24 protein-coding genes are annotated in these 26,664 nt (G+C 63.2%); 8 read left to right on the plus strand and 16 right to left on the minus strand.

The window, feature by feature from the left end; genetic code table 11:
* Positions 1-8: 8 nt before the first annotated feature.
* The 4 genes from BLQ92_RS18795 to BLQ92_RS18810 are packed head-to-tail and all read right to left on the minus strand — an operon-like array spanning position 9 to position 4,562.
* Positions 9-683, minus strand: a complete 675-nt coding sequence (locus tag BLQ92_RS18795) for an SRPBCC family protein (RefSeq protein ID WP_090686047.1) — start codon at positions 681-683, stop codon at positions 9-11.
* A gap of 27 nt (positions 684-710) precedes the next feature.
* Positions 711-3,122, minus strand: a complete 2,412-nt coding sequence (locus BLQ92_RS18800; protein ID WP_090686048.1) for an aerobic carbon-monoxide dehydrogenase large subunit — start codon at positions 3,120-3,122, stop codon at positions 711-713.
* Positions 3,123-3,139: 17 nt separating this feature from the next.
* Complete coding sequence (locus BLQ92_RS18805; protein WP_090686049.1) at positions 3,140-3,670, minus strand: (2Fe-2S)-binding protein; 531 nt, start codon at positions 3,668-3,670, stop codon at positions 3,140-3,142.
* 25 nt (positions 3,671-3,695) lie between these two features.
* On the minus strand, positions 3,696-4,562 hold the full coding sequence (locus BLQ92_RS18810) for an FAD binding domain-containing protein (protein WP_090686291.1): 867 nt from the start codon (positions 4,560-4,562) through the stop codon (positions 3,696-3,698).
* Between the two features lie 377 nt (positions 4,563-4,939).
* Between BLQ92_RS18810 and BLQ92_RS18815 the strand changes: the two genes are divergently transcribed.
* Complete coding sequence (locus BLQ92_RS18815; protein WP_090686050.1) at positions 4,940-5,764, plus strand: LytTR family DNA-binding domain-containing protein; 825 nt, start codon at positions 4,940-4,942, stop codon at positions 5,762-5,764.
* Positions 5,765-5,817: 53 nt separating this feature from the next.
* Here BLQ92_RS18815 and BLQ92_RS18820 read toward each other — a convergent pair whose 3' ends face one another.
* Complete coding sequence (locus BLQ92_RS18820; protein ID WP_090686051.1) at positions 5,818-6,708, minus strand: LysR family transcriptional regulator; 891 nt, start codon at positions 6,706-6,708, stop codon at positions 5,818-5,820.
* A gap of 166 nt (positions 6,709-6,874) precedes the next feature.
* On the opposite strand from BLQ92_RS18820, the gene BLQ92_RS18825 reads away from it, so the two are divergent.
* Positions 6,875-7,600, plus strand: a complete 726-nt coding sequence (locus tag BLQ92_RS18825; protein ID WP_090686052.1) for a pirin family protein — start codon at positions 6,875-6,877, stop codon at positions 7,598-7,600.
* Positions 7,601-7,611: 11 nt separating this feature from the next.
* The gene (locus BLQ92_RS18830; RefSeq protein ID WP_090686053.1) at positions 7,612-8,025 is read left to right on the plus strand and encodes a DoxX family protein; all 414 of its coding nucleotides are present in this window, start codon (positions 7,612-7,614) and stop codon (positions 8,023-8,025) included.
* 102 nt (positions 8,026-8,127) lie between these two features.
* Here the strand turns inward: BLQ92_RS18830 and BLQ92_RS18835 are convergent, their stop codons facing one another.
* The 3 genes from BLQ92_RS18835 to ahpC all read right to left on the minus strand — a co-directional run bounded on the left by BLQ92_RS18835 (position 8,128) and on the right by ahpC (position 11,960).
* Complete coding sequence (locus BLQ92_RS18835) at positions 8,128-9,291, minus strand: alkane 1-monooxygenase (protein ID WP_090686054.1); 1,164 nt, start codon at positions 9,289-9,291, stop codon at positions 8,128-8,130.
* 342 nt (positions 9,292-9,633) lie between these two features.
* Positions 9,634-11,229: an alkyl hydroperoxide reductase subunit F gene (ahpF, locus tag BLQ92_RS18840; RefSeq protein WP_090686055.1), complete on the minus strand. Its 1,596-nt coding sequence runs from the start codon at positions 11,227-11,229 to the stop codon at positions 9,634-9,636.
* Positions 11,230-11,396: 167 nt separating this feature from the next.
* A complete protein-coding gene (ahpC, locus tag BLQ92_RS18845) occupies positions 11,397-11,960 on the minus strand; it encodes an alkyl hydroperoxide reductase subunit C (RefSeq protein ID WP_090686056.1) in 564 nt (187 codons plus the stop codon).
* A 423-nt stretch (positions 11,961-12,383) separates the two neighbouring features.
* Here ahpC and BLQ92_RS18850 point away from each other — a divergent pair, with 423 nt between their 5' ends.
* Positions 12,384-13,814 (plus strand): MFS transporter, encoded by a 1,431-nt coding sequence (locus BLQ92_RS18850; RefSeq protein ID WP_090686057.1) that lies wholly within the window; start codon positions 12,384-12,386, stop codon positions 13,812-13,814.
* Between the two features lie 73 nt (positions 13,815-13,887).
* Here the strand turns inward: BLQ92_RS18850 and BLQ92_RS18855 are convergent, their stop codons facing one another.
* From BLQ92_RS18855 to BLQ92_RS18875, 5 genes are all read right to left on the minus strand, one after another.
* The gene (locus tag BLQ92_RS18855; protein WP_090686292.1) at positions 13,888-14,793 is read right to left on the minus strand and encodes a c-type cytochrome; all 906 of its coding nucleotides are present in this window, start codon (positions 14,791-14,793) and stop codon (positions 13,888-13,890) included.
* Between the two features lie 47 nt (positions 14,794-14,840).
* Entirely contained in the window at positions 14,841-15,584 is a 744-nt protein-coding gene (locus tag BLQ92_RS18860; RefSeq protein ID WP_090686058.1) for a c-type cytochrome, read from the minus strand.
* A 76-nt stretch (positions 15,585-15,660) separates the two neighbouring features.
* Positions 15,661-16,665, minus strand: a complete 1,005-nt coding sequence (locus BLQ92_RS18865; protein ID WP_090686059.1) for a substrate-binding domain-containing protein — start codon at positions 16,663-16,665, stop codon at positions 15,661-15,663.
* A gap of 49 nt (positions 16,666-16,714) precedes the next feature.
* On the minus strand, positions 16,715-17,509 hold the full coding sequence (gene tetH, locus BLQ92_RS18870) for a thiosulfate dehydrogenase (RefSeq protein ID WP_090686060.1): 795 nt from the start codon (positions 17,507-17,509) through the stop codon (positions 16,715-16,717).
* 159 nt (positions 17,510-17,668) lie between these two features.
* Complete coding sequence (locus BLQ92_RS18875; protein ID WP_090686061.1) at positions 17,669-18,535, minus strand: 2OG-Fe(II) oxygenase; 867 nt, start codon at positions 18,533-18,535, stop codon at positions 17,669-17,671.
* Between the two features lie 295 nt (positions 18,536-18,830).
* Here BLQ92_RS18875 and BLQ92_RS18880 point away from each other — a divergent pair, with 295 nt between their 5' ends.
* Positions 18,831-19,508 carry a cation diffusion facilitator family transporter gene (locus BLQ92_RS18880; RefSeq protein WP_090686062.1) on the plus strand — a complete coding sequence of 226 codons (678 nt, stop codon included), beginning with the start codon at positions 18,831-18,833 and terminating at the stop codon, positions 19,506-19,508.
* Positions 19,509-19,909: 401 nt separating this feature from the next.
* Complete coding sequence (gene leuA, locus BLQ92_RS18885; RefSeq protein WP_090686063.1) at positions 19,910-21,622, plus strand: 2-isopropylmalate synthase; 1,713 nt, start codon at positions 19,910-19,912, stop codon at positions 21,620-21,622.
* A 77-nt stretch (positions 21,623-21,699) separates the two neighbouring features.
* On the opposite strand, the gene BLQ92_RS18890 is transcribed toward leuA, so the two are convergent.
* The 3 genes from BLQ92_RS18890 to BLQ92_RS18900 form a co-directional block, all read right to left on the minus strand.
* Positions 21,700-22,629 (minus strand): 2OG-Fe(II) oxygenase, encoded by a 930-nt coding sequence (locus tag BLQ92_RS18890; RefSeq protein WP_090686064.1) that lies wholly within the window; start codon positions 22,627-22,629, stop codon positions 21,700-21,702.
* 173 nt (positions 22,630-22,802) lie between these two features.
* Positions 22,803-23,276 (minus strand): nuclear transport factor 2 family protein, encoded by a 474-nt coding sequence (locus BLQ92_RS18895; protein ID WP_090686065.1) that lies wholly within the window; start codon positions 23,274-23,276, stop codon positions 22,803-22,805.
* A 212-nt stretch (positions 23,277-23,488) separates the two neighbouring features.
* The gene (locus BLQ92_RS18900; RefSeq protein ID WP_090686066.1) at positions 23,489-25,051 is read right to left on the minus strand and encodes an MFS transporter; all 1,563 of its coding nucleotides are present in this window, start codon (positions 25,049-25,051) and stop codon (positions 23,489-23,491) included.
* 102 nt (positions 25,052-25,153) lie between these two features.
* Here BLQ92_RS18900 and BLQ92_RS18905 point away from each other — a divergent pair, with 102 nt between their 5' ends.
* Both BLQ92_RS18905 and BLQ92_RS18910 read left to right on the plus strand, forming a co-directional pair.
* The gene (locus tag BLQ92_RS18905) at positions 25,154-26,041 is read left to right on the plus strand and encodes a LysR family transcriptional regulator (RefSeq protein WP_090686067.1); all 888 of its coding nucleotides are present in this window, start codon (positions 25,154-25,156) and stop codon (positions 26,039-26,041) included.
* A gap of 63 nt (positions 26,042-26,104) precedes the next feature.
* Positions 26,105-26,656, plus strand: coding sequence for a fasciclin domain-containing protein (locus BLQ92_RS18910; RefSeq protein WP_090686068.1), 552 nt, complete (start codon positions 26,105-26,107; stop codon positions 26,654-26,656).
* Positions 26,657-26,664: the final 8 nt, after the last annotated feature.

A 26,664-nucleotide genomic window follows, 5' to 3' on the forward strand; every position in this document is an offset into this window, starting at 1 on the left:
CTCGATGCTCAGACCGTCTTGTGCGAGAACAGCCCATGCAGCCAGTCGCGCAAGATAGCCCATGCCATTGCGAGACCGTTCAGCTCGGCGGGAGGCGCGGCGGGTTCCGGTGTCGCGGTGGTGGTCGCGGCTGCAGCGCTCGAAGCCGAAGCCGTAGTCGCAGTGGTGGCCGTACCTGTGACCCCGGCTGCGGCCACGCCATCCCCGGCAGCTTCCGCCTGCCGCGCTTGCAACGCCTGCAACCGCACCGCGAAATTCGCCACAAACTGCTTGAGCATCTGGTCCGCCACCGGCCCCATCAGCCGCCCGCCTAGCGCGGCCGCTTTGCCGCTCATCGTGACTTCGCTTTTGCCCGCCAGTTCGCAGGTGGCGCCCGTGGCCCGCACCGCAGCGGTGAGATCCATCGACGCCGCCGAGGTGCCGGTCGTATCGGAACCTTTGCCGACCATATGCAGGCTGCGTACTGCGGGATCGAGATTCAACACCTCGATCTCACCCTTGAACGCCATGGTGGCCGGCCCTAGCCGCACGGTGATCGTGCCTTTGTAATGGGTCTCGTCGATGCGCTCGGTAATCTTCGCGCCCGGCATACAGCCCGCGACAGTCTCGATGTCCTGCAGGAGCTGCCACGCGCTCTCCGCCGTGGCGTCAAGTGGGAACACCTTATCGAGTGCGACTTTCATCCCAGCATCCTTTGCGAGTTCGCCGCGCTACTGCCTCGTCAGCCCCAGTGCGCGGCATTGCTGCCAGACGCGCCAGGCGTTATGCGGCATGTTCATGTGCGTGACGCCGAGATGCGCGAACGCATCCACCATCGCCGAGGTAAAGCACGGAATCGACCCGACGTGCGGCGATTCAGCGACACCCTTGGCGCCGATCGGATGATGCGGCGACGGTGTCACCGTGAAGTCGGTCTCCCAACGCGGCGTTTCGACCGAAGTCGGCACGAAGTAATCGAGCAGCGTCGCGCCGAGCAGATTGCCGGCTTCGTCGTACGGCATCTCCTGCCCCATCGCGACCGCAAAGCCTTCGGTGAGGCCACCGTGAATCTGCCCTTCGATAATCATCGGATTGATCCGCGTGCCGCAGTCGTCGAGCGCGTAGAAGCGGCGCACGCGCGTCTCGCCGGTATAGCGGTTCACCTCCAGCACGCACACGTAGGCGCCGAACGGGAACGTGAAGTTGGGCGGATCGTAGTAGTCGACCGCTTCGAGGCCCATTTCCATGCCTTCGGGCACGTTGTTATAGGCGGCCCAGGCCACTTCCTTGATCGTCTTGAACTGCTCGGGCGAGCCCTTCAGCACGAAGCGGTCGAGGTCGAACTCCACGTCGCCCGGACTCGCTTCGAGCAGATGCGCGGCGATCTGCCGGGCCTTTTCGCGAATCTTACGCGAGGCCCGCGCCACGGCCGCCCCTGCCACTGGTGTGGAGCGCGAGCCGTATGTGCCGAGTCCATAGGGCGCGGTCGACGTATCCCCTTCTTCGACCGTAATCACCGAGGCCGGAATGCCGGCTTCGGAGGCGATGATTTGCGCGTAAGTGGTCTGATGGCCCTGCCCTTGCGTGATCGTGCCCATCCGCGCGATGGCCGAGCCATCCGGGTGCACCCGAATCTCACAGGAATCGAACATGCCGACGCCGAGGATATCGCACATCTTCGACGGCCCGGCGCCCACGATCTCAGTGAAATTCACCACGCCGATCCCCATCAGCCACTCCGCGTGAGGGTCGGCTCGCCGCGCGGCCTGCTCGGCGCGCAGCGCCGGATAGTCGACTGCGGCAAGCACTTTCTTCAACGCCGGCTCGTAATCGCCCGAATCGTATTCGAGCCCGAGCGGCGTGGTATAGGGAAACTGGTCCTTGCGAATAAAGTTGCGCAGGCGGATTTCGGCCTTGTCGATGCCGAGCCTCTGCGCCAGTACGTCGACCATCCGTTCGATCAGATACACCGCCTCGGTCACCCTGAACGAGCAACGGTAAGCGACGCCACCGGGAAACTTGTTGGTGTAGACCCCGTCCACCGAAACGAACGCATTCGGAATCGCATACGAGCCGGTGCAGACGTGGAACATGCCGGCCGGCCACTTGGTCGGGTCGGCGCAGGCGTCGAAAGCGCCGTGGTCGGCCGTCACATGCACGCGCAGCGCCTTGATGCGGCCGTCGCTATCCGCGGCCAGTTCGCCCGTCATCAGATAGTCGCGCGCAAACGCGGTGCTGCTGAGATTTTCCGAGCGCGATTCGATCCACTTGACCGGCCGCCCCAGCACGATGGAAGCGACAATTGACACGACATAACCCGGGTACACGCCGACCTTATTGCCGAAACCGCCGCCGACATCCGGCGAAATGATGCGGATTTTCGACTCCGGGATCGAGGACAGCAAGCCGACCACGGTGCGCACCACGTGCGGCGCCTGCGAGGTGATATAGACCGTCAGATCGCCGCGTACCTTGTCGAACGAGGCAACGCAGCCGCAGGTTTCCAGCGGACACGGATGCACGCGCGGATACAGCATCTGCTGCTTCACCGTCACGTCGGCATGGTCGAACACGCGGTCGGTCTTGTCCTTGTCGCCGATGTTCCAGGTGAAGATGTGGTTCGGATGGCGGCGTGCGCCATGCGCACCGGCCGGCTTGTCGCGGATGTCTTCGCGGATCACCGGCGCATCCGGCGCTAGCGCCGCCAGCGGATCGACCACGGCAGGCAGCTCTTCGTACTCCACTTCAACCAGCTCTGCCGCGTCGGCCGCCACATAGCGGTCATCGGCGACCACGAAGGCCACCTCCTGGTTCTGGAAGCAGACCTTTTCGTCGGCCAGCACGGCCTGCACGTCGCCGGCAAGCGTCGGCATCCAGTGCAGCTTGAGCGGCTTCAGATCGTCGGCGGTGAGCACCGCATGCACGCCCGGATGCGCGAGCGCGCGTGACTTGTCGATCTTCTTCACCCTCGCATGCGCATACGGACTGCGAACCATCACGCCGAACAGCATCCCCGGCATCTTGATGTCGTCGACGTAGGTGCCTTTGCCCTGAATGAAACGCGGATCTTCGCGGCGCTTGCGGGAGCAGCCCATGCCTTCCAGCGCGGCGAGACGATCGAGATTAGCGTCGAGATTTCCCATGGCGTGCCTCTGTCTCGTCAGTGGTTATCTGCGGTTTCCGCGGCCATCAGCGGATGCGAAGTTTCCACAGCTTCACCGCGCAGCTTGCGCGCCGCGTACTGCACTGCCTTTACGATGTTCTGGTAGCCCGTACAGCGGCATAGGTTACCCGCCATCCAGTAGCGGATTTCCTCTTCACTCGGGTCGGGGTTCTCTTGCAACAGGCGATACGCCCGCATCAGCATGCCGGGCGTACAGAAGCCGCACTGCAGGCCGTGCTCTTGCATGAAGCCTTCCTGCAGTGCATGCAGATCGCCGCCTTGCGCAAGCCCTTCGACGGTCAACACCTCGGCGCCTTCTGCCTGCACCGTCAGCATCGTGCAGGACTTCACCGACATGCCATCGAAATCCACCGTGCACGCGCCGCAATGCGACGTCTCGCAGCCGATATGCGGTCCGGTATGCAGACACTTTTCGCGCAGGGTATGAATCAGCAACTCGCGCGGCTCGACCACCACGTCCGTTTCCTTGCCGTTCAGCTTGAACGACACCATGATCTTTTTGCTCATGCCGTGTTCTCCAGGACTCGTGGTTTCAATGTGCCGCACGCGCATAGGCGCTCGCCAGCGCACGCCGCGTCATTTCGCCCGCCATCGCGGTCTTGTATTCGGGGTCGCCGCGCAGATCGGCTACGGGCGCACAGATGCTCATCGCGAGGCGCGCGGCTTCGGCGATCGAGGCTTCATCGAGAGGCTTGCCGCGCAGCGCCTGCTCGGCATCGGTTGCGCGGATGGCCGTTTCGGCGACATTCGTCAGCGCAATGCGCACATCGTCGACCGCGCCCGCATTCATGCGCAGCGTCACCGCCGTAGCCGCGGTCGCGAAGTCGCCGGTTTTGCGCTTCAGCTTGGCGTAGCAATAGCCCGTACCCGGCGCAGGCAGCGGAATGCGAATCTCCGTCAATATCTCGCCGGGTTCGAGCAGCGTCGCGTATGTGCCGACAAAGAAGCCGTCCGCCGGCACCACGCGTTCACCGCGCTCGCTCGCGAGCACAAAGGCCGCGTCGAGCGCGATCATCAGCGCCGGATGGTCGTTGCCCGGATCGCCGTGGGAGATATCGCCGCCGAGCGTGCCGCGATAACGCACCTGCGGATCCGAAATCTGCCGCGCGCCTTCCACGAGCAAGGGGCAACGCGTTTGCAGCAGTTCGGACCAGATCAGCTCGTTTTCGGTCGTCATCGCACCGATGCGGATTTCGCCGTCCACCTCGCGAATCCCCTTGAGCTCGCTCAGCTTGCCCAGGTCGATCAGATGCTCCGGCTCGGCAAAGCGCAGCTTCATCATCGGTAACAGACTGTGCCCACCGGCGAGCAGCTTGGCCCCCTCGCCGTGCTGGTTCAGCAGCGCGATGGCTTCCGGCAAGCTGCGCGGAACGTGATATTCGAATGGACGTGGGATCACACCTGCCTCCTTTGTTGTCATCGCGCCTGCGAACGGGAGCGTCATGGCCCCTCATTCCTGTTCGAGCATTTCACAATGCAATGCAGCAATTCAACGCGATTTCCCGAACGGCGGCACACGCGCCTCAACTAGCGGAAAACGTACATGAAAGCGGAGCAGGATCAGACAATAGGCAACGCGCGCAAGACTGCCCGCTTCGTTAGGTCAATGAAATATCCGCTTCACAACGCGCCGCAGCATCGCTGCCGCCGCTTTCCCGAATGGCGGGTTTACCTGCGTGAATGGCCCGGAAATTTGCGCGAAAATGGGTAAGAACAGATAGCGGACGCGGCGCGTTCAGGCGCCCGGACACGCCCCATGAGGGCATGGAGACCCGTATGAAACCGCTTGAGCGCGCCGCGCCGCCGGCCTCCGAGTCACGTCGCAGCGAGACTTTCCAGCACCGGCTGGAGCAGTTCAATCCCGGCATGGTCTGGCTCGACGAGCAAGGCCATGTCACCGCGTTCAACGATGTCGCGCTGCAGATCCTCGGTCCTGCGGGCGAACAGTCGCTCGGCGTCAAGCAGGACAAACTGTTCGGCATCGACGTAGTGCAGCTGCACCCGGAAAAGAGCCGCGACAAGCTGCGTTTTTTGCTGCACTCGCGCGACGCGGGTGGCTGCCCCGTCAAATCGCCGCCACCGGTGGCGATGATGATCAATATCCCCGACCGCATTCTCATGATCAAGGTGTCGAAGATGAGCGGCGCGGACGGCGCCTGCGGCACCTGCATGATTTTCTACGACGTCACCGATCTCACCACCGAGCCGTCGGGACAGCAGGCCGGCGAAAGCAACGGCCTTGGCGGCCCCGTTGCGCAGCCGCGCCGCCTGTTCAAGATTCCGGTGTACCGTGGCAACCGCGTGATCCTGATCGACCTGAAGGATGTGGTGCGCTTTCAGGGCGACGGCCACTACATCACGATCGTGACCAGGGACGACCACTACCTGTCCAATCTGTCGTTGGGGGACCTGGAACTGCGGCTCGACAACAGCATCTATCTGCGCGTGCATCGCAGCCATATCGTGAGCCTGCTGTATGCCGTCGAACTGGTTAAATCGGACGAAAGCGTGAATCTCGTGATGGACGATGCGGAGCAAACCCAGGTGCCGGTCAGCCGCTCGAAGACGGCGCATCTGAAGGAATTGCTCGGCGTGGTTTGAGGGCGCAGGTTGATCCACGGCCACGCCACCCTCCCATTGGCGCCCTGAAGCGTTCAGCCACCCATGGTTTTCGCCAATTGCTCGCGCAAGAATGCCGTGAACGCCTGGATCGTGCTCGAGCTTTGCCGGTGCTGCGGATAGACCGCGTAGAGCGCCGCTACTCGCGGCAGAAACGGCTCCAGCACGGTGACCAGCTCGCCGCTCTTGAGCGCCGCCGCGACGATGAAATCCGGCAAGCGCGCAATGCCGAGCCCGGCGATGGCCGCATCGCGAATCAATTCGCCGTTGTTCGCGCGTAGCGGTCCGCGCACCTCGACCGCCTTGTGCACGCCGTCCACCACGAACTCCCAGCTTGCCGGGCCGCCATGTCCGTACACCAGGCACGCGTGGCGCTCCAGATCGGCCGGCCCCGCAGGCGTGCCGCGCCGGCGCAGATACTGCGGGCTGCAACAGGCCACCATCCGCACTTCAGCGAGCTTTTGCGCGATCAGCGTCGAGTCGGCCAGCGTGCCAATGCGGATCGCCATGTCGAAACCTTCGCCGACCACGTCCACCGTGCGGTCGCTCAGTTCCATATCGAAGCGCACGTCGGTGTGTTTGCGCAGGAACATGGCCACCAGCGGCGACAGATGCACCATGCCGAACGACATCGGCGCGCTCAGGCGCAGCAGCCCATGCGGCGAGCCGCGCCGCAAGGACATGGCCTGTTCCGCCTCTGCCACCTCGCCAAGAATCCGCTTGGCCCGCTCGTAAAATTCCTGGCCGAGTTCGGTGACGGCGAGCTTGCGCGTGTTGCGGATCAGGAGCCGCACGCCGAGTGCCTCTTCCAGCGCCATGACGCGCCGGCTGACGAACTGCTTCGACAGCGACAGCCGGTTGGCCGCGGTCGTGAAATTGTGCGCGTCAACCGTGGCGACGAAGATGCGCATGTCGTCGAGTTGCATCGCCCTTCTCCTGATTGCCCCGCTTGATTGCTGACGGATATTGTCCACCATTACGTGACAGTGTTTCCGATTCAGGCATGATTATAAACACATTGATTGACGTAAACTGCTGTTCATGGATCACGGACGACAACCTGGCCGGATCGCACAATCAAGGAGAAACAACATGCTTGAAATCAGACACGCCAATCAACGCGGCCGCGCGGAGCACGGCTGGCTCAGTTCGCGTCATACGTTTTCCTTCGCCAATTACCATGACCCGAAGCAGAACGGCTTTTCGGACCTGCTGGTGATCAACGACGACCGCGTCGCACCGGCCCAAGGTTTCGGCAAGCATCCGCACCGGGACATGGAGATCTTTTCGTACGTGCTGGAAGGCGCGCTGGAACATAAGGACACCATGGGCACCGGCTCGGTGATCGTGCCCGGCGACATCCAGTTGATGAGCGCAGGCACCGGCGTCGCCCATAGCGAATACAACCATTCGCGCAGCGAACCCGTGCATTTCCTGCAGATCTGGATTGCGCCGGCGCTCAAAGGCACGCCGCCGCGTTATCAGCAAAGCCACTTCGGTACGGCGGAAAAGCGCGGTGCGCTGCGCCTTGTGATCTCGCCGGACGGCGCGAACGAGTCGCTGGCGGTGCAACAGGACACGCGTGTCTATGCGGGCCTGTTCGACGGCGACGAGAGCGCCCGGCTGGAACTGGCGGCTGACCGGTACGCATATGTCCACGTGGCGCGCGGCAGCATCACCGTGAACGGCGTCGCGCTCGGCGAAGGCGACGGCGCACGGGTGCGCAACGAACAGGTTTTGTCGTTCACGCAGGGCCACGACGCCGAAGTGCTGGTGTTCGACCTGCGCAACATCGAGATGTCCGAACTTTGGTCTTAAAGGAGAAAATCATGCGCTATACCCTGTTTGAAAACCGCAAGGACGAGCTGATTCTGGTCACACGGATTCTGTTGATGGCGTTGTTCGTCCTGTTCGGCTGGTCGAAGCTGACCGGCTTCTCGGGCACCGTGGCCTATATGACGCAGACCGGCGCGCCGATGCCGGAGATCTCGGCGGTGATTGCGGTGGTGATGGAATTTGTGGTGGGCATCGCGATCGTCGTGGGCCTCTATACGCGCCCGTTGGCTGTGCTGCTCGCGCTCTATACGCTGGGCACCGCGTTCATTGCACACCACTATTGGACCATGAGCGGCATGGAGCAATATGTGAACATGATCAACTTCTACAAGAACGTCAGCATCATCGGCGGCTTGCTGTTGTTGAGCGTGACCGGCCCGGGCAAGTATTCGTTCGACCGGAAGTAAATGCGGTGCGACCCGCCTGGTGACACGGCGGGTCGAAGCACAACAAGCACAACAAGCACAATCATCTGGCGCGGCGATGCGAAATCGCCGCGTCAACTCGTTTCATCCACCCGCCCCAGCGAACTGCGCCAGCACCCGCTCGCGAATCGCAGGCTTGATATTCGACTGCTCCATGTTGCCGTGATAATGCGCCACCACGCGCGGATTCATCACGCGGAACCAGAGCGGCGGCACATAGGCGAGCATGATCATCGTCGCGTAACCGGACGGCAGTTGCGGTGCGCCGTCGAAATGGCGCAGGGCCTGATACGACCGGGTCGGGTTGGCGTGATGATCGGCATGGCGTTGCAACTGATACAGGAACAGGTTCGTGACGATGCGATTGCTGTTCCACGAATGCTCGGGACGACAGCGCTCATAACGGCCGCTCGGCAGCAGCTTGCGGCCCAGCCCGTAGTGCTCCAGATAGTTGACCACTTCGAGCAGCGACGCACCGTATGCAGCCTGAATCAGCAGGAACGGGATCACCACCTTGCCGAACAGCGCAATCACCACGCCCCATAGCACGGCAGTCATCGCCCACGAATGCAGCACTTCGTTGCGCCAGGTCCATGGCGATTGGCCGTTACGCGCCAGCCGCTCTTTCTCGAGCCGCCATGCTGAAGCGATGCTACCCAGCACGGTGCGCGGCAGGAATGCCCAGAACGATTCGCCATAGCGCGCGCTAGCCGGATCGGGCGGCGTCGCCACCCGCACATGGTGCCCGCGGTTGTGTTCGACGAAGAAGTGACCATATGCGACCGGCGCGAGCGTGACCTTCGCCAGCCAGCGTTCGAAGCGATCCGTCTTGTGACCGAGCTCGTGAGCCGTATTGATCGAGACGCCGGTCGCCGCACCGAGCGACAGCGCAAAGCCGAGATAGTCGTACCAGGCGAGCGCATGAGTTCCGACAATCCAGAGCGCGCCGAAAAACGACACGTACTCGATAAACGTGGCGAGGTAAACGATGCGCCTGTAATAGCGCTCGCGCTCAAGGACGGAGACAATCTCCTCGGGTGGATTGCTCGGGTCGTCGCCGATGAAGTAGTCAAGAACCGGGATAATGCCGAACACGAAGATCGGGCCGAACCACCAGAAGATATGCCAGCCGGTCTTCAGCGCGAGATTGGCCGCGTGCAGCGGCAACGTAATCGTCAGCGCGCCGAGCAGCCACAGATAGCGCTTGCCGTCGACCCAACGCTTGGGCGCCGCTTGCATAGATGCCATTGTCTCCCTCCTTGTTCTATGGTGCCCCTCGTCCGCGTACGCGGAAGCGCTTGCAACGAAAGGCCTGGTCCGGCTTTCAGATTTATATGGCGTGGCGCGTCACTTCGCCAAGCAATCAATCCAGGCATCGGACTCCAAACAAAGCGGCGGCGGCCGCGCCAGCAGTGGCCTGTGTCAAGCGTCTGAATGAAACGGGCGTAGGGCGACCGGCGTTGCCTGGCAACCTCCTCGCTTTGCGGCACGGCAGCCGAAAACGATGAAGCCCGCGAAAGGCGGGCTTCATTGCAATGCAACAGGCATGGCGTGGCGTGATCAACCACGCCCGCCGTTCACGAAGAGAGTTCAACCTTCCGCGAGTGCGGCCTCTTCCTCGACTTCCACTTCATCCTCCGCACTGTTGCGGATCAGATGATCGAAGGCGGAAAGCGAGGCCTTGGCGCCTTCGCCCACCGCAATCACGATCTGCTTGAACGGCACCGTGGTCACGTCGCCAGCCGCAAACACGCCCGGCACGGAGGTAGCGCCACGGGCATCGACCACGATCTCGCCATGCTTCGACAGTTCGAGCGTGCCCTTCAGCCATTCGGTGTTCGGCACCAGACCGATCTGCACGAACACGCCTTCCAGCTCGACCTGCCTGGTTTCGCCCGAGCGCAGATCCTTATAGACGAGGCCATTGACCTTCTTGCCGTCGCCGGTGATCTCGGTGGTCTGCGCCTGGGTCACGATCGTCACGTTGGCGAGGCTGCGCAGCTTGCGTTGCAGCACTTCGTCAGCGCGCAGTTGCGCACCGTATTCGAACAGCGTGACTTCGCGCACGATGCCGGCCAGATCGATCGCCGCTTCGACGCCCGAGTTACCGCCGCCGATCACCGCCACGCGCTTGCCCTTGAACAGCGGGCCATCGCAGTGCGGGCAGTAGGCCACGCCGTGGTTGCGGTACTCGCGCTCGCCGGGCACGTTGATTTCGCGCCAGCGGGCACCGGTGGCAAGCACGATGGTCTTCGCCTTCAGCACCGCGCCGCTTGCCAGACGCACTTCGTTGATGCGGCCGGGAATCAGCGCTTCGGCACGCTGTACATCCATGATGTCCACTTCGTAGCTCTTCACGTGCTGCTCGAGCGCCGTGGCGAACTTCGGTCCTTCGGTCTCCTGAACAGAGACGAAATTTTCAATAGCGAGCGTGTCGAGCACCTGGCCGCCGAAGCGTTCCGCGACCACGCCCGTCTTGATGCCCTTGCGTGCCGAGTAAATCGCCGCAGCGGCGCCCGCCGGGCCGCCGCCGACGATCAGCACGTCGAATACCGGCTTCTTCGCCAGTTCCCTGGCTGCACGGGCGCCTGCGCCGGTATCGAGCTTGGCGAGAATTTCCTTCACGCCGCTACGCCCCTGGCCAAACACTTCGCCGTTCAGGAACATGGTCGGTACCGCCATGATCTGGCGCGCTTCGACTTCGTTCTGGAACACCGCGCCGTCGATCGCCACGTGGCGGATGCGCGGGTTGATCAAAGCCATCACGTTCAGCGCCTGCACGACTTCCGGGCAGTTCTGGCACGACAGCGAGAAATAGGTTTCAAACTGATAGTCGCCGTCGAGTTCGCGGATCTGTTCGATCACTGCGTCGTCGAGCTTGACCGGGTGGCCGCCTACCTGCAGCAGCGCCAGTACGAGCGAGGTGAATTCATGTCCCATCGGGATGCCGGCGAAGCGGATGCCGCTTTCCTTGCCGGGTTCGCCAATCGAGAACGAGGGCTTGCGCTCCGCGTCGCCGCGCCGCTCGATCACGGTGACGCGTTCCGACAGCGACGCGATGTCGTCGAGCAGTGCCAGCAGTTCTTGCGATTTGGCGCTGTCGTCGAGCGAGGCGATGATCTCGATCGGCCGGCTGACCTTTTCCAGGTACGATTTCAACTGAGTCTTGAGATTGGCGTCCAGCATGGCGATTCGAATTCCGTGACGAGGGGTTGGGCTCCGCGCGCCACCGTATGGCATGGCGAGGAGCCGTGCGGACCGCATGCAAGCTGCATGACGCGTGATGCGGTCCGCACGTGGAAGCGCCAGCAAGTGGCGCGTATTGCGATGAAGCTGAGCTAAGGCGCGGCGGCTTAGATCTTGCCGACCAGGTCGAGCGACGGGGTCAGCGTTTCTGCGCCCGGCGTCCACTTGGCGGGGCACACTTCGCCCGGGTGAGCCGCGATGTATTGCGCAGCCTGAACCTTGCGCAGCAGTTCGCCGGCGTCACGGCCAATGCCGTTGTCGTGGATTTCGCACAGCTTGATCTCGCCTTCCGGGTTGATCACGAAGGTGCCACGCAGCGCCAGGCCTTCTTCTTCGATCAGCACGTCGAAGTTGCGCGAGATGGCCAGCGTCGGATCGGCGATCATCGGATACTGGATCTTCTGGATCGTGTCCGACGTGTCGTGCCATGCCTTGTGGGTGAAATGCGTATCGGTCGAGACGCTGTAGATTTCAACGCCGAGCTTCTTGAATTCGGCATAACGATCGGCCAGGTCACCCAGTTCGGTCGGGCACACAAACGTGAAGTCCGCCGGGTAGAACACGAAGACGGACCACTTGCCCTTGAGGCTTTCTTCGGTGACGGTCTTGAAGTCGCCGTTGTGGTAAGCGGTTGCCTTGAAAGGTTTGACTTGGCTGTTGATGATCGGCATTTGTTGCGTCCTCTTGGTTACGTGGTGGAGAAAGTGAGGACAGTATGTCTAGAAACACTTAATAGAAAAAGTTGATTGTTTAAATCATGACGATTGCTATTGCCTATTTCCACACGAAAAACCCGGAACGGCCGCCACAGCCGCCTGCGCGCGGGGTGCCCGGACAACCTCAGCGGGACAAAATCGCCCGCTTCGGATGCAGCGCTTGGCCGACTTGAGCAATACTTCAACATTTGCGCCGCGCACGGACGCTTGTTTCACCGGTGGTTTCCGGCAGTTCGGGCACAGGCGCCGCCAGTCGGACACACGCTTTAGAGGAAGCAGCAACAGCATGAATCGAAGCCAACATCAGCACGGGCGGTCGCGCGCCCGTACCCACGCCGTCCTTCAAGCACAGACAGTCCAGCCGCAAGAGGCGACGCCATGACCGCCAGCCAGGCTCGCCCCAGCTTCATCGGCTGGTTGCCGTATATCGTTGCGGCAACCTTCTTTATGGAGTACCTCGACACCACGGTGATCGCCACGGCTTTGCCGCAAATGGCGCATTCCTTCGGCGTCGGGCCGAATAGCCTCAGCCTCGGCATGACGGCCTATATGCTGGCGCTGGCGATTTTCATTCCCGTGAGCGGCTGGGTGGCCGACCGCTGCGGTTCGCGCACGGTGTTCTTTAGCGCCATTGCCGTGTTCACGCTGGCCTCCATCTTGTGCGGGATGTCGCAAAACGTCGCGGAATTCACTGCCGCGCGTTTGTTGCAGGGCATGGGCGGGGCCATGATGGTGCCGGTGGGCCGGCTGATCGTGGTACGCAGCACCGAGAAAAGCCGCTTGATGCAGGCCATCTCCACCATTACCTGGCCGGCGATTGTCGCGCCGGTGGTCGGGCCGCCGGTGGGCGGCTTTATCACCACCTATGCGAACTGGCGCTGGATCTTCCTGCTGAACGTGCCGTTCGGTATCGCGGTGATGGCGGCGGTCGTCGCGCTGGTGCCGAACCTGCGCGGCAGCGAACGCCGGCCGCTCGATCTCGTCGGCCTGCTGCTGAGCGGCGCCACCCTCACGTCGATCCTGTACGGCGCGGAACTCGCCAGCCAGCCCGGCGAAAACCCTTGGGTGGCAGGCGCCTTCGTGGCGGCGGGTTTGGTGTTCGGCTTTATCGCGTTCCGCCATGCACAGCGTCATCCGCATCCGCTGATCGACGTCTCGACGCTCAAGATTCCCACCTTCTCCGTGACGGTGGTGACCGGTTCGTTCACGCGCATCGGGATCGGCGCCGTACCGTATCTGATGCCGCTGCTGTTCCAGATCGGCTTCGGGTTGTCCGCGTTCAAGTCGGGGCTGTTGTTGCTGGCGAGCGCGCTCGGCAATCTGGGCATGAAGGCGCTGACCACGCGCATCCTGCAGCGCTATGGCTTCCGGCTGGTGTCGATTGTTGACGTCGCGGTGGCGGGCGTGTTTACGATCGCCTGCGGCCTGCTGACGCCGGACACCCCGCTCACATGGGTATTGCTCGTGGTGTTCGTGTACGGCGTGGCGCGCTCGATGCAGTTCTCGACGCTCGCCACCCTCGCCTATGCGGACGTCGCCCAGCCGCAAATGAGCGCGGCCAGCACGCTGTGGAGCGCGGCGGCGCAGATGACGATCGGCCTCGGCATTGCCTTCGGCGCAGTGGCGCTGCGCGGCGCGGCCGTCTTCAACGGCGAGACCTCGGGGCGTGTCTTCACGCTGGACGACTTCCGCATCGCCTTCCTGTGCGCCGGGCTGCTCACGCTGGTGTCGATGTGGGGCTACTGGCAGATGGCGCACGACGCCGGCCAGAGCGTCGGCGGCGGCTCGCGGCGCCAGGACGCGTCGTGAGCGTGTAGGGTCTTGTGTACGACGCCATACGGCGCGTTGGCGGCAAATAAGCAACCGCCACTAACGCGGCCGGCTACTCGCTGCCCAGCATGTGCCCGTTCACTGTCTTGCCGTACATCGACCAGGGCGAATCATGGTACTTCGCCCGCGTCGCCTCCACTGAGCCGGTGAAACGCGGATCTTGCGGACGCGGCTGGCTGTCCATGAAGGTCGCCACATCCCACGCCTGTTGATCGGTCAGCGTACCGCTCAGGCCCAGCGGCATATTGGCCTTGATAAAACCCGCGGCGTTCTGGATCTCATGCATGCCCGCGCCCCAGTTGAACGACTGGGCGCCCCACAGCGGCGGGAATACGGTCTTGCCATCCACTGACTGCCCCTGACCGCCCGCCCCGTGGCACAGCGCGCAATGTTGCGCGTACAACTGCGCACCTCGGGCGTAGTCCGGTTTTTGCGCCGGAGCGGCGAGCTTCGGATAACCGCGCCCCGCCAGGTCCGTGCCGACCGGCGCGCCTTTCGCCAGCCAGAACGCGTAGCTTTCGAGTGCGACCAGCACCGGGTCGCCAAGCGGCGGCGCCTTGCCGTTCATGCTGTAGTCGAAGCATCCCTGCATACGTTCGGCAAAGGAATTGACGTGGCCGGTCTTGCTCCGATACGCGGGATAGGAAATGTACGCGGCCCACAACGGACCGGAATCGGCTTTACGGCCCGCGTCCAGATGGCAACTCGCGCAGTTCAGCGAGTTGCCGACGTACTGGCCGGCATACTCTTTCGTGTGAATGAAGATCTGCTCGCCTAGCTTGACGGATTGGCCGAAGTCGCCGCTGGGCATCGCGGTCTCTGCTGGAGGCGTGAAGTGTTGAGCCTGCGCGGCGCCCGGCGTCGACGAAGCCGCAACCGGTGCGGCCGAGGGGACTGCGCCGCCATCGGCCGCCTGTGCGGCGAGCGGCGCCAGCGTCAACGTTGGTGCCAGCACCATGACGATTGCGGCAAACCGGGAATTCCGTGCGTGACGGTTGATTGGGTTCATTGCCCGCTCCCTTGCGGCGTAACTGTGCCTGCGGCGGCGCCTGCAGCGTTGCCGGCGCCACCCGGAGTCGGCGCCTCGCCTGCATAGTAGGCCGCAACTGCCGTGATATCTGCATCAGACAGCTTGGCAGCAACCGCCGGCATCAAGCCCATCGGACCCGGCGGGCGCAACCCCTTTTTCCACGCCAGCAACTGGCTGGCGAGGTATGCAGCCGGCTGGCCGGCCAGCGGCGGAAAGGTCGGCGCAACGCCAACGCCGGCCGGTCCATGACACTGCACGCAGGCCGGCAGTTCAACGTCCCAACGGCCGCGCGTGGCGAGCCAAGCGCCAGCATCCGAGGGCTGAATGCCTTGACGATCCGCAGAAGGAAGCCCCGCAGGCGCCGGCAACTGGCTGAAATACTGCGCCACGGCCACACGCTCGTCCGGCGACAGCAGTTTGGCTTGGGGTTGCATGATTGCGTTTTGCCGTTGTGCCGAAGCAAACGCGGTCAGTTGATCCGCCAGATAAGACGCGCTCAAGCCTGCCAGGCGCGGAAAACCCGCCGCCGTATTACCCTCGCCGTTGGCGCCGTGGCAGCCGACACAGGCAGTAACGCCGTTGGCCGTGCCCTGTAGCGCTATGATCTTGCCAGCCGGCACGCTGTCGGCCGCAGCAAATGACAAACTCGACACAGCGGCGAGGCCAATGAAGCAGCCCGCCAGTCGGACTGCTTTTCTGTAGATACGGCGTGGGTTCATATGTCTGAAGCCTTCGTTCTATTTCTATGCGCGGGTCTGCCGATGACGCTTCAGGCAGCCCGCGCTGCAGGATCAATCAGTTTGCCGCTTGATACGGACGAAAGCCATAGCGCTCGAAGATCTCGAGCGCGGCCGGCGAGCGGATAAACGCCAGCCATTTCCGCGCAGCCTCCAGGTGAGCCGCGCCGCGCACTTCCGCCCCGGCGTAGACGCCTATGGTGTTTTGCGCAGCGGGAATGTCCACATGGCTAAGCGGATGGCCGATCTGCTCCTGGAACACGGCTTCGGATTGCCAGACGACCCCGGCATCGACGCGGTCCTGCATCAGAAAGAGCGGCGTCTGGCGGTGGTGGATCTGCGTCAGCACAGTCGAGCCGTCGTGCACCTTGGCGTCATATACGGTGGACACCAACGCATCGCCGCCCGCCTTCCTGAGCGACGCCTGAATCTGGCGCGCGACGCCTTCGAACTCAAGGTTCGGCATAGCCAGACGCACGTCAGGCGCGCCCAGATTGCTAAGCGAAGCAATCTTCTTCGGATTGCCGGCCTGAACCATAATCGTCAGCTGATTGGTCACATATGGCACGGCGGGCCCGCTTAGCGTGCCATCCGCGATCAGCTCCTTGACCTTCTCCAGCCCGGCGAAGTAGGCATCGGCCTTGACCGTCCAGGTCATATTGCCGACCGTGATCGTGCCGCCTTCCTCGATCTGCTTGACCAGTTGACCAGGCGGAAGCGTCTCCCAGTAGATCCGGCCGCGAAACTCCGGGTAGTCGCTCTCGAAGCGCTCGACGAGCGGCGCCATGGCGAAGAAGTAGTTGCCGCCGACATACAGCACCAGCTTCGGCGCCGTAAGATCGCCGTGAAAGTCGGCCAGCACATCGATTTGCGGCGCGGTGAATTCGAGCCCGCGGTTCTGTGCATCGTTATTCCTGCCGTGCTGCCAGGGCGGAAAGATATCCGGCTGATCCGCAGCCGGCGCGGCGGCATGCGAGAACGCCGCGGCGCCACACAGCGCGCAGGCGAGGCCCGCGCGCAACAGTTGCGCCAGCCTGGCGCGGAGGGTGGCTGTATTGCTCATGATTTGCCTGGGATGCGGTTGAAGGATGCCAGGTGGCATGCGCAATCGGCTACGAGCGGGCGTAATGAAAGCCAGCCTGCTGAAGTTCGACCAGGGTGCCCACCGCGCCCGGCGTCACGATCGCGTCGGGAATCACATGGTTGGTCAGCTCGGCGGCGAGTGCGTCGATGGATAGTTTGTCGGGATTCTTGTCCGCGGCGATCAGACGCGCCGCGCATTCCCAGATGGCATTATGGCACGAGAGCAACACCACCCCGCGCCGTTGCAAGGCCGGAATGCTGTTGTCGTGTAACGAGAAGGCCCCGTCGGCGAGTTCGTAGTCGGCCGGATCGGCGGTGCCGGCGGCCTGTTCTTCGAGCAAGGTGTTTTTCGTGAACCCGGTGCCGGCGAAACTGGCGAGCCCGTACTTGTCCCACATCATCTGATCGAACAATGCCAGATGCGCGCTGCCATGGGTAGCCGACACCGCCAGAAAGCCCGGATGCTTATACGACCAGATCTGCGCGTTCAATGTATTGCGCATCAGATTGAGCCATGGCCCCGCGATCTCCGTGTTATCCCATACCTGGCGCGCACCGCCGCGATAGGCAAACACCTCCGAGAGCGCCTCATGGTCCCATTGATCGGGACTCTGCAGAATCATCGGCACCGCCTTGAAGTCGCGGCGGCGCGGCGCCTCGTTGAGGCGCCGTGTCAATTGCCGAAGACTTGCGGCGCCCTCCGGCAGCAACGACGCGGCACTCATTGGCGCGGCGCGCGATTGACCAGTTGCGCTGAGCAGGGCGGCGCCGGCGGCCAGGCCGAACGTCTTGAGTGCGCTGCGGCGTGTGTCTTTCTTATGCATGATGCCGTCTCCGTCAATGTGACTTGACGACGAGGCAGGCTCGAGCCCCCGCCGGCGTCGTTCGAGACGTGCATGCTGCCATATCTGGAAGACTGATGTGCTGCGTTCTTGCTTGCCGCACGGCCTCACGACGCGCTTCAGGTCGTGGCAAACTCCGCCTCAGACAAACGGGCGCTCGCGCACCCACTTCGTCATGATCCATTTCTCGCCTTCGAGCACAGGCGCGCCGCCGTGCAGCGTCAGCGGATCGAGTTGGCGCTGGGCGTTCATATAGCGGAAATACACCGCGCAGCCCTGCCTGGCCTCCACCGAAATGTCCGCGTCCGGGAAGAACGTCTCACCGCCGCCCGGCACGTCGTTGAGATACAACACAAGAGTCGCGACGCGGTTGCCGCTGCGCGCCGTATGGACGGCGCTGCCAGCCTGCTGCGGCGGGAAGTAGTCGAAGTGGGCGCGGTATTCCGCACCGACCTGATAGTTCAGGATCTGAAACCCCTCGCCATGCTCGACCGGCCAGCTCATCAGACTGGCAATCCGCCGCTCCAGACCTTCGATAAACGGATCCTCGCCGCGGCCGAAGAACATGCCCTGGCTGGTGCGGTTCGCGATGATGTCCTGGCTGCCGTTCTCGGGATTCACGGTGGTCGACCGCTTGAGCTTGGGCCGGGCGCGTGAGATCAATTCCACGCATTCGTCCGCACTGAGGACGTTGCCGAACACGATGACTTGCGGGCGCGCGTGGCGCTTCAGCACCTCGATGTCGCGATCGTATGCGCGGATCACATTGCCCTCGGCGACCGGTGCAGCGTCGTAGCGGTATTCGCCATTCGCGGCTTCGACACCATGCGGAAAGTTGTCTTCCGTATAACGGCCGGTGGCGACCAACAGCGCGTCGTGCACGGCTTTATCCGCCACTGCCCGCTCAAAGCCGACCTGGACCATGGCGTCGATCATCGCTCCCGCATCGCAGCCGCGGCTGGCGTGATCGGCGAGCCACTCTTCCACAGCAACATTGACTTCAGGCATACGTTCTCATCTCACATTCGGTTTGCGCGTTCCGCTGGCATATGGCCCGGGCCATGCGCCGGCAAACCGAAAATGGTATGTGATCCTATCAATCCCATTTGCGGGAAAATTCCGAAGACACGGGCTGCTTTTTCGCAGCGCATGGCTCAGGCAACCCGGGGTTGTGCCCAATGCATTTTGTGCACTCGTATAGGAACTGGAAAGCGTGTTCCAGGCGGCCGGCTCGCCCGCACTGTCACATCCGCGCAACGTTGGACGGTTAGCTTGCTGGAATTACTACAAGATCGTCCACCCAATGACATCGCTGTCAGAGCGTCCCCGCCAGTCGCGCGGCAGTTCCTTCAAGGCTGCCTATGTGAGCGCCACGCTGAATGCCGCTCTGATGACGATGCAGATTGTCATCGGCCACTTCGCCCATTCCGACGGCCTGGTGGCGGACGGTATCCATACGCTCAGCGATCTCGCCGCGGACGGTGTCGTGATTGCGGTTCTGTTCCTTGGCGCCAGCACCGCGTCCGGCCGGCGCGCCGCCGGCGCCGACGGCAGCTTCCATGCTTCCCTCGCCACCCTGTTGATCGGCGTGCTGCTGATCGGCACTGCTGTCGAGATGCTGTGGCACAGCATCGAGCCCGCCACCATCCTGAGCGTCAGCAAGACGGTGCGGATCAGCGCGTTGCTCGTTGCGGTGTTCGTAATGCTCGCCAAAGAGACGCTGTTCCGCTATATGCGCGCCGAGGCCAAGCTCAGCCATTCGAGCGTGCTGCTCGCGAGCGCGTGGCATGCGCGGGTCGACGCGGTGTCGGCGCTGGTTGCCACGCTCGGTATCCTCGGCAGCATGGCGGGCGTGCCAATACTCGACCATGTCGCCGCAGGCGTGATCGGCCTGATGATCCTGCGCATGGGTTACAGCAATTGCTGGACGGCGCTGAAAGATCTGGCTGCGCGCCCACTGGGCACTACGGCGCGGCAATGACGACGGCTCTCGTACAGGGTTTGCCTGGGGTTTGCCGCGGGCTTTTCCAGGTTTTGCGGGTCTTACGAGCCTTGCTCAGGCTGCGCTCAGGCTTTGCTCGGACCCTGCTCAACCCGTGGACCATACAAGCATTGCTTGACGCGAACTGCTGTTTGTGATTCTATTACGCCCATGTTTGCCGCACAGACCCTGCTATCCCTCCTACTACTAGCCCGCTCTACCGGGCTAGGTCTGCTGCTACGCGCTTCCTGCATCTAACGCATCTGAAGCGCCTCTGATTCCCCAGCTTTGCTGACCTTGCCCCGGTTGCCAACCGGCGGCCGCGCTTCGTCTCGTTCCAGTCTCGTCCCTTTTACGCTCCACGGATCCTTTGCCGTCTTTTCTGAACTCACGAGCCCATCATGCTGAAAAATCCTGCTAGCAAGTACCGCCCCTTCGCCCCCATCAACTTGCCTGAGCGCACCTGGCCGTCGCGCACCATCACGCATGCGCCGATCTGGATGAGCACCGACCTGCGCGACGGCAATCAGGCGCTGTTCGAGCCGATGAACGCGCAACGCAAGATGCGCATGTTCAAGACGCTGGTACAGATCGGCTTCAAGGAAATCGAAGTGGCGTTTCCGTCGGCCTCCGAAACCGACTTCAACTTCGTGCGCGAACTGATCGAAGGCGGCCACATTCCGGATGACGTCACGATCGAAGTGCTGACCCAGGCGCGCGACGACCTGATCGAGCGCACCTTCGAATCGCTGCGCGGCGTGCCCCGCGCGATCGTTCACCTGTACAACGCCACCGCACCGGAATTCCGCAAGATCGTCTTCGGACTGGAGCGCGACGGCGTCAAGCAGCTGGCGGTGAACGCGGCGCGCACGATGCAGCGGCTCGTCGAGGCCAACCCGGAAACGGCGTTCACGCTGCAATACAGCCCGGAAGTATTCAGCGGCACCGAACTCGAATTCGCCAAGGAAGTGTGCGACGCCGTGTTCGACGTCTGGCAACCGACGCCCGAACACAAAGCCATCGTCAACCTGCCGGCAACGGTCGAGATGGCTACACCGAACGTCTACGCAGACCAGATTGAATGGATGCACCGCAATCTGGCCCGGCGCGATTCGCTCATCGTGTCCGTGCATCCACACAACGATCGCGGCACGGCGGTCGCGGCGGCGGAACTGGCGGTGATGGCAGGCGCCGATCGCGTCGAGGGCTGTCTGTTCGGCAACGGCGAGCGCACCGGCAACGTCGACCTCGTGACGCTCGCGCTCAATCTGTACACGCAAGGTATCGATCCGGGCCTCGACTTCTCGAACATCAATGAAGTCGCCCGCACCGCCGAAGAATGCACGCAATTGCCGGTGCATCCGCGCCATCCGTACGTCGGCGACCTCGTCTTCACGGCATTCTCGGGATCGCACCAGGACGCGATCAAGAAAGGCTTTGCCGTGCAGAAGGACGACGCACGCTGGGAAATCCCGTATCTGCCGATCGACCCGCGCGATCTGGGCCGCACCTACGATTCGATCATTCGCGTCAATAGTCAGTCGGGCAAAGGCGGTATTGCGTATCTGCTCGAGCAGACCCATGGCGTGGTGCTGCCGCGCCGTCTGCAGGTGGACTTCAGTTCGGCCGTCCAGCAACTCACCGACGACAGCGGCCAGGAAGTCACCGCTCAGCAGATCTGGGAAGTGTTCCAGGACGAGTATGTGCGCAGCGAGGCGCCGCTGCGCTATATCAGCCACTCGCTGTCTGAAGACGCAGGTCGCGAACGCATCAAGCTGACGGTGGAGATCGCCGGCGAGCGCACCGTGCTGGCCGGCGAAGGCAACGGCCCGCTCGATGCGCTGATGCACGCACTGCGTACACCGGTGCGAATCCAGCACTACGAAGAACGTGCGCTCACCCAAGGCGCCGACGCGAAGGCGATTGCGATTGCCGAAATGGCGGGTGCGCAGGTGGTGGGCAACGCGTTCGGCGTGGGCATCGACGCGAATCTGATTACCGCGTCGATCCGCGCGGTGATTAGCGGCATCAACCGGGCTTATGCGCGCTCAGATGCCGATGCGCAGGCGCATTTCTTCGACGCCGTGCTGCATGAAGTAGGTCGCGCTGCATAAAGCGGGCTGTGCCGGTTGGCACAGCAAGGCGCTACAGGCGGGTTGGGGCCACACCCTCAACCCGGGCCGGGCCGGCATCAAAGGTACGGCCCCTCCCGCATCCACTTCGTCATGATCCATTTCTCGCCGCCCAGCACCGGCGCGCCGCCGTGCAGGGTGAGCGGATCGAGTTGCCGCTGGCCGTTCAGGTAGCGGAAATACACCGCGCCGCCCTGCTTGCCGGCAACCGACAGTCCCGCGTCCGGAAAAATCGTTTCGCCGCCGTCCGCCACGTCGTTTAGGTAGACGATCAGGGTCGCCACCCGCTGGCCGCCGCGGGCCGTGTGAACCGCACTGCCCGGTTGATCCGGCGGAAAGTAGTCGAAATGCGGACGGTATTCGCCGCTCGTGTTGTAGTGCAGGATCTGCAGGCCCTCGCCGTTCTCCACCGGCCAGTTCATCAGGCTGGCAATGCGCTGATCCAGCCGCTCGATCAACGCGTCCTCGCCGCGCTGAAACCAGATGCCCTCGCTGGTGCGGTTGCGGATTACGTCCTCCTGACCGGTCTCCGGATTGACGGTGGTAGAACGCTTGAGCCGGTGGCGCGAACGTTCGATCAGCTCGTTGCACTCGTCTGGCGAAAGCACCTCGCCAAACACAATCACTTGCGGCCGCTCGCAGCGCATCAGCACTTTGACGTCGCGGTCGAACGCGTGAATCAGGTTGCCGCGCGCCACGGGCGCGGCGTCGTACTTATAAGCACTCGGGGCAGGCTTGACGACGCTGGCCTGCATGCCGGCGTCGGCGTGGACCATGCCCGGCGTGGCCGGATGGCCGACAGTTCCCGCGCCGTCAGCCACCACCGCGGGTTGGCCGCCCAACGCACTGATCGCGTGCTGCACCGCAACGCTGGCGGAAAACGAGTCGAAGCCGGCTCGCACCATGGCTTCCACCATCGAATCCACAGTACAGCCACGTTTCGCATTGGTGGCCAGCCAGTCCTCCCAGGCCGCATCCACGACAGGCATCGTTACTCGTCCTATTGGTGTTGACAGGTGCTGATCGGTGTTGACGCGTGTTGACGGTTCCGCGCGCGGCGCTCCGCTGGCTATTCAAGCGAGGCACTCACGCTGACGAAATACTGCATCATCGGGACCCGCTCGTGCAAGTAGGCCGGATGGCTAACGCGTCCGGCCAGCGCTCAGGCGCGTTTCGCCCGATAAGCGTCGAGGCCTCTGCGAGCCTGCGCGCGGATTGCACGTTGCGCCGCAGGTGTCCAGCCGAGCAAGGCGCCCTTGAAGCCCAAAGCCTGACGCGACCAGCGCCACAGATCGAAGCTATCGCGATGCTCGGCGATACGTCCGTCGCAAAACACGAACTGCGCCTGAATCCGGTTGACCACCGTGCGTCCCGTCTGACTGAACAGATAGCGCGCCGCCCAATGCGCGCTGCCGGTGCGTTCATTGGCATCGACTGAGTCGTAGATTAGCGAGAACTCCTGGGCGCGCTCCACCAGCATGCGCCACATGTCGCGAGCCTCCTCGCCACGCAGTTCGCCGAAGGCCGGATCGCTGAAGACAATGTCATCGGTGTAGCACGCGGCCATCGCTTCGGCGTCGCGCTGCTGGAAGGCTTTGTAGAATCGTTCGATCAACTCGGTGTTGGGATGACTCATCGTTATATTGGTCCCGTTGTGATCTCAAGGTAGCGTCGTCGCGACGCAGGCACTGCAAGCCGGTCTAACGCGTCGCAATCGCCGCAGCCGCGCCCAAGGGGGCGCGAATCAGCATTGATGCCAGGCGCATCAGAACTGCAAGTGGAGCATTTTGCCAGTTAAACGCTCAGCCCGCGCGGCGCGGCGATCGGCCTGGAAGGCTAGCCGCCCGATCAGGAAGGTTCGCGGGAAGGCGTGCAGCCGGACACGTGCGCAGGCGCTTCCTCAGACGCGCGGTTAGCCAGCCACCGCACCGCCACGGCAATCATCGCAGCCGCCGCAGCCGCCAGATAGAGCGCCGCTGCAAAGCCGCTGGCGAAACTCGCATGGGCAGCACCGGCAAGAGACGCACGCACGGCAGGCGGCAAATGCAGGCTCGCCTGCGCGATATCGCCGGCCAGCACGCGCGACAGGAAATCCGTATCGAGCGTGCGCCGGATGGCGGGCGTCACCTCGGGCCGCGCGTAAAACGCGGCCTTGGTCCGCGCCGCCAGGACCGCACCGAGCACGCCGACCGACGTCACAATGGCCGTAAAGCGCGTGGTCGTGCTGATGCCCGAGGCCATCCCGGTGCGGTTCCGCGGCACGTAGGCCATGATCGCCTTTTGCGTGTCGCCGTTCAGTAGCCCGGCACCGAGGCCCGTCGTCACCATGCCGAGTGCCACGAGGCCATAACTCGCCGCACCGGCAACCCTGGCAGTCAGCAGATTGCCCGCGCCGATCAGCAGCAGGCCGGCGCTCAGCAGCGTCATCGAAGAAACCTGCCGCGCCAGCGCGGCGCCGAGATACGGACCGGCGACCATCGCCAACGCAAACGGCAGCATCCCCAGACCGGCCGCAATCGCCGATAGCCCGAAGGCATTCTGCAAATATAACGGCAGGAACGTCATCATCACCTGCGCGCAAGCGGCATAGCCGAACATGGCCAGCACAGCGGCCACAAAACGCGGCTGGCGAAACAGCGCGAGATCGACCATCGCATGCGCGCGCAGCCGCTGCACCTGGATAAACCCAACCAGCAACAGCGCGGCCGCCGAGAGTCTCGCACCGGTCAGCCAGCTCGCCCAGCCCGCTGCCGGCGCTTCGATCAAGGCCCAGATGCCCAGTGCCAGTGCAAGACCGAACAAGGCGCTGCCGGCGGCGTCGATCGGTCCGGCTGCAGGATTGCGCGATTCCTTGATGAAACGCGACGCGCTGGCGGCCAGCACCGCACACACTGGCAAATTCAGCAGGAAGATCCAGCGCCAGCCCAGCCATTGCGTGATGACACCGCCAACCAGCGGCGCGACGGTGGTCGCCAGTCCCATGCAGGTGCCCCATACGGCCCATGCGCGAATCCGTTCGGGACCCTCATGAAACGTATTGGCGATCACCGCGAGTGCAGCGGTAAGCAACATCGCCGCACCAACGCCCTTCGCAGCGCGGGCGAGATCGAGCAACGCCGCCGATGGCGCGAGGCCACAGCCAAGCGACGCCAGGAAGAACACGGCGAGCCCCAGCAGCAGCATGCGCTTGCGACCGAAGCGGTCGGCCAGACCGCCCGCCGGCAGCAAACATGACGCAAACGCGACCATATAGGCGCTGACCACCCACTCGACGTCCGCAAAGCTCGCCTGAAACGTGCGGGCAATCGAGGGCAAGGAGACCGCCACCACGTTGGTGTCGAGGACGATGAGGGCGCAGGTTGCGGAGGCCGTGGCCAGGATATAGCGCGCGCTGTCACGATGTTCAGACATAAGGTCCACCAGGACTGGAAAAGATCGATCCCATCCTAGCCGTGCCTCTATTGCCTGTCATTATCATAGAATGACAAAATAATTAACTCTTGAGGCAATACGATGCGGCAGCTCGAACTGCGCCATATCCGCTGTGTGGTCTGCGTCGCCAAACATCTGCATTTCGCGCGGGCCGCAGATGAACTGGAGATCGCCGCACCGCAGCTCACCAAACACATTCAGGAAGCCGAACGGTTGCTGGGCGCGCGCCTGTTTCATCGAACCAAACGCTCGGTGGCGCTGACTGCCGCCGGCGAGGCGTATCTCGCGGAGGTGCTGCCGGCGCTCGACCATCTCGCGCGCGGCGCGGAACGCGCTGCGCTCGCCGAGCGTGGCGAGCTGGGACGGATCGAAATCGGCTATGTGGCATCGGCTGCGTATGCCGGTGTATTGCGTGAAGCGGTAGGCGGCTTCCGTGCAGCGCATCCGCGCATCGAGGTGATGATCCGCGAGGTGCCGATGGAACGCGTACCGGCCCTCCTCAACGACGGCCAGCTCGACGCCGCGTATGTCCGCCCGCCCCTGCCATCCATGGAAGGCATCCAGACCGTCACGGTGTACCGCGACACCTTTGTCCTTGCCCTGCCGGCGGATTCCGAACTGGCGCAGATGGCGTCGCTCACGCCGGCGCAATTGCGCGATCAACGCTTCGTATTGCCCGAGCAGGAAGCCGGCACCTACGAACTCGCAAGACGCGGCCGCTTCTCCCCGCAGCTCGGTCCGCGCCCCGGCACGCTGGCTGCGGTGCTGGCTTGTGTGTCGTTGGGCGGCAATGTGGCTGTCGTGCCGCACACGCTCGCCGACTGCATCGCCTTGCCTGGCGTCGTGTACCGTCCGATCAGCGGCAAGCCGATCCCCTCCGAAATTGCGCTCGCCTTCCGGCGCTTCGAACGCGCCCCGGCTGTGCGCGCGTTTCTTGACGATGCACGACGCCGCGTTGCATCCGACTGAGGCAACTCTCCGTATATGCCATTAACGCAGCGCAATTGCGCGTTGTGCTCTTGGGAGACCACCATGAAACGCATGATCTATGTTGCCTTGACCGCCTTGTCACTGTCCGCGGGCGCTTATGCCGCCAGCGAAACCGTCATGGTCGGCGGACAAGCGATGTATCCGAGCAAAGACATCGTCGATAACGCGGTCAATTCCGCGGACCATACGACGCTGGTCGCCGCCGTCAAAGCAGCCGGCCTCGTGGATACGCTGAAAGGCGCTGGACCTTTCACCGTGTTTGCGCCGACCAATGAAGCGTTTGCCGCGCTGCCGCCGGGCACGGTCGACAACCTCGTGAAGCCGGAAAACAAGGCCACGCTGACGAGCATCCTGACTTATCACGTGATTCCGGGACGCTACGACTTCCGCAAGCTCGACGCGGCGATCAAGGAGGGCGGTGGCAAAACATCGCTCAAGACCGTCAACGGCGAAATGCTGACGTTCTCCGAAAACGGCCCGCATAACATCGTGGTAACCGACGAAGGCGGCCATACCGCCGATATCTCGACCTACGACGTCTACCAGAGCAACGGCATCATCATGGTCGTCGACAAGGTTCTGTTACCGAAGTAAACAGCCAG

The sequence above is a fragment of the Paraburkholderia phenazinium genome, from assembly GCF_900100735.1.
GTDB classification, from domain to species: Bacteria; Pseudomonadota; Gammaproteobacteria; order Burkholderiales; family Burkholderiaceae; genus Paraburkholderia; species Paraburkholderia phenazinia.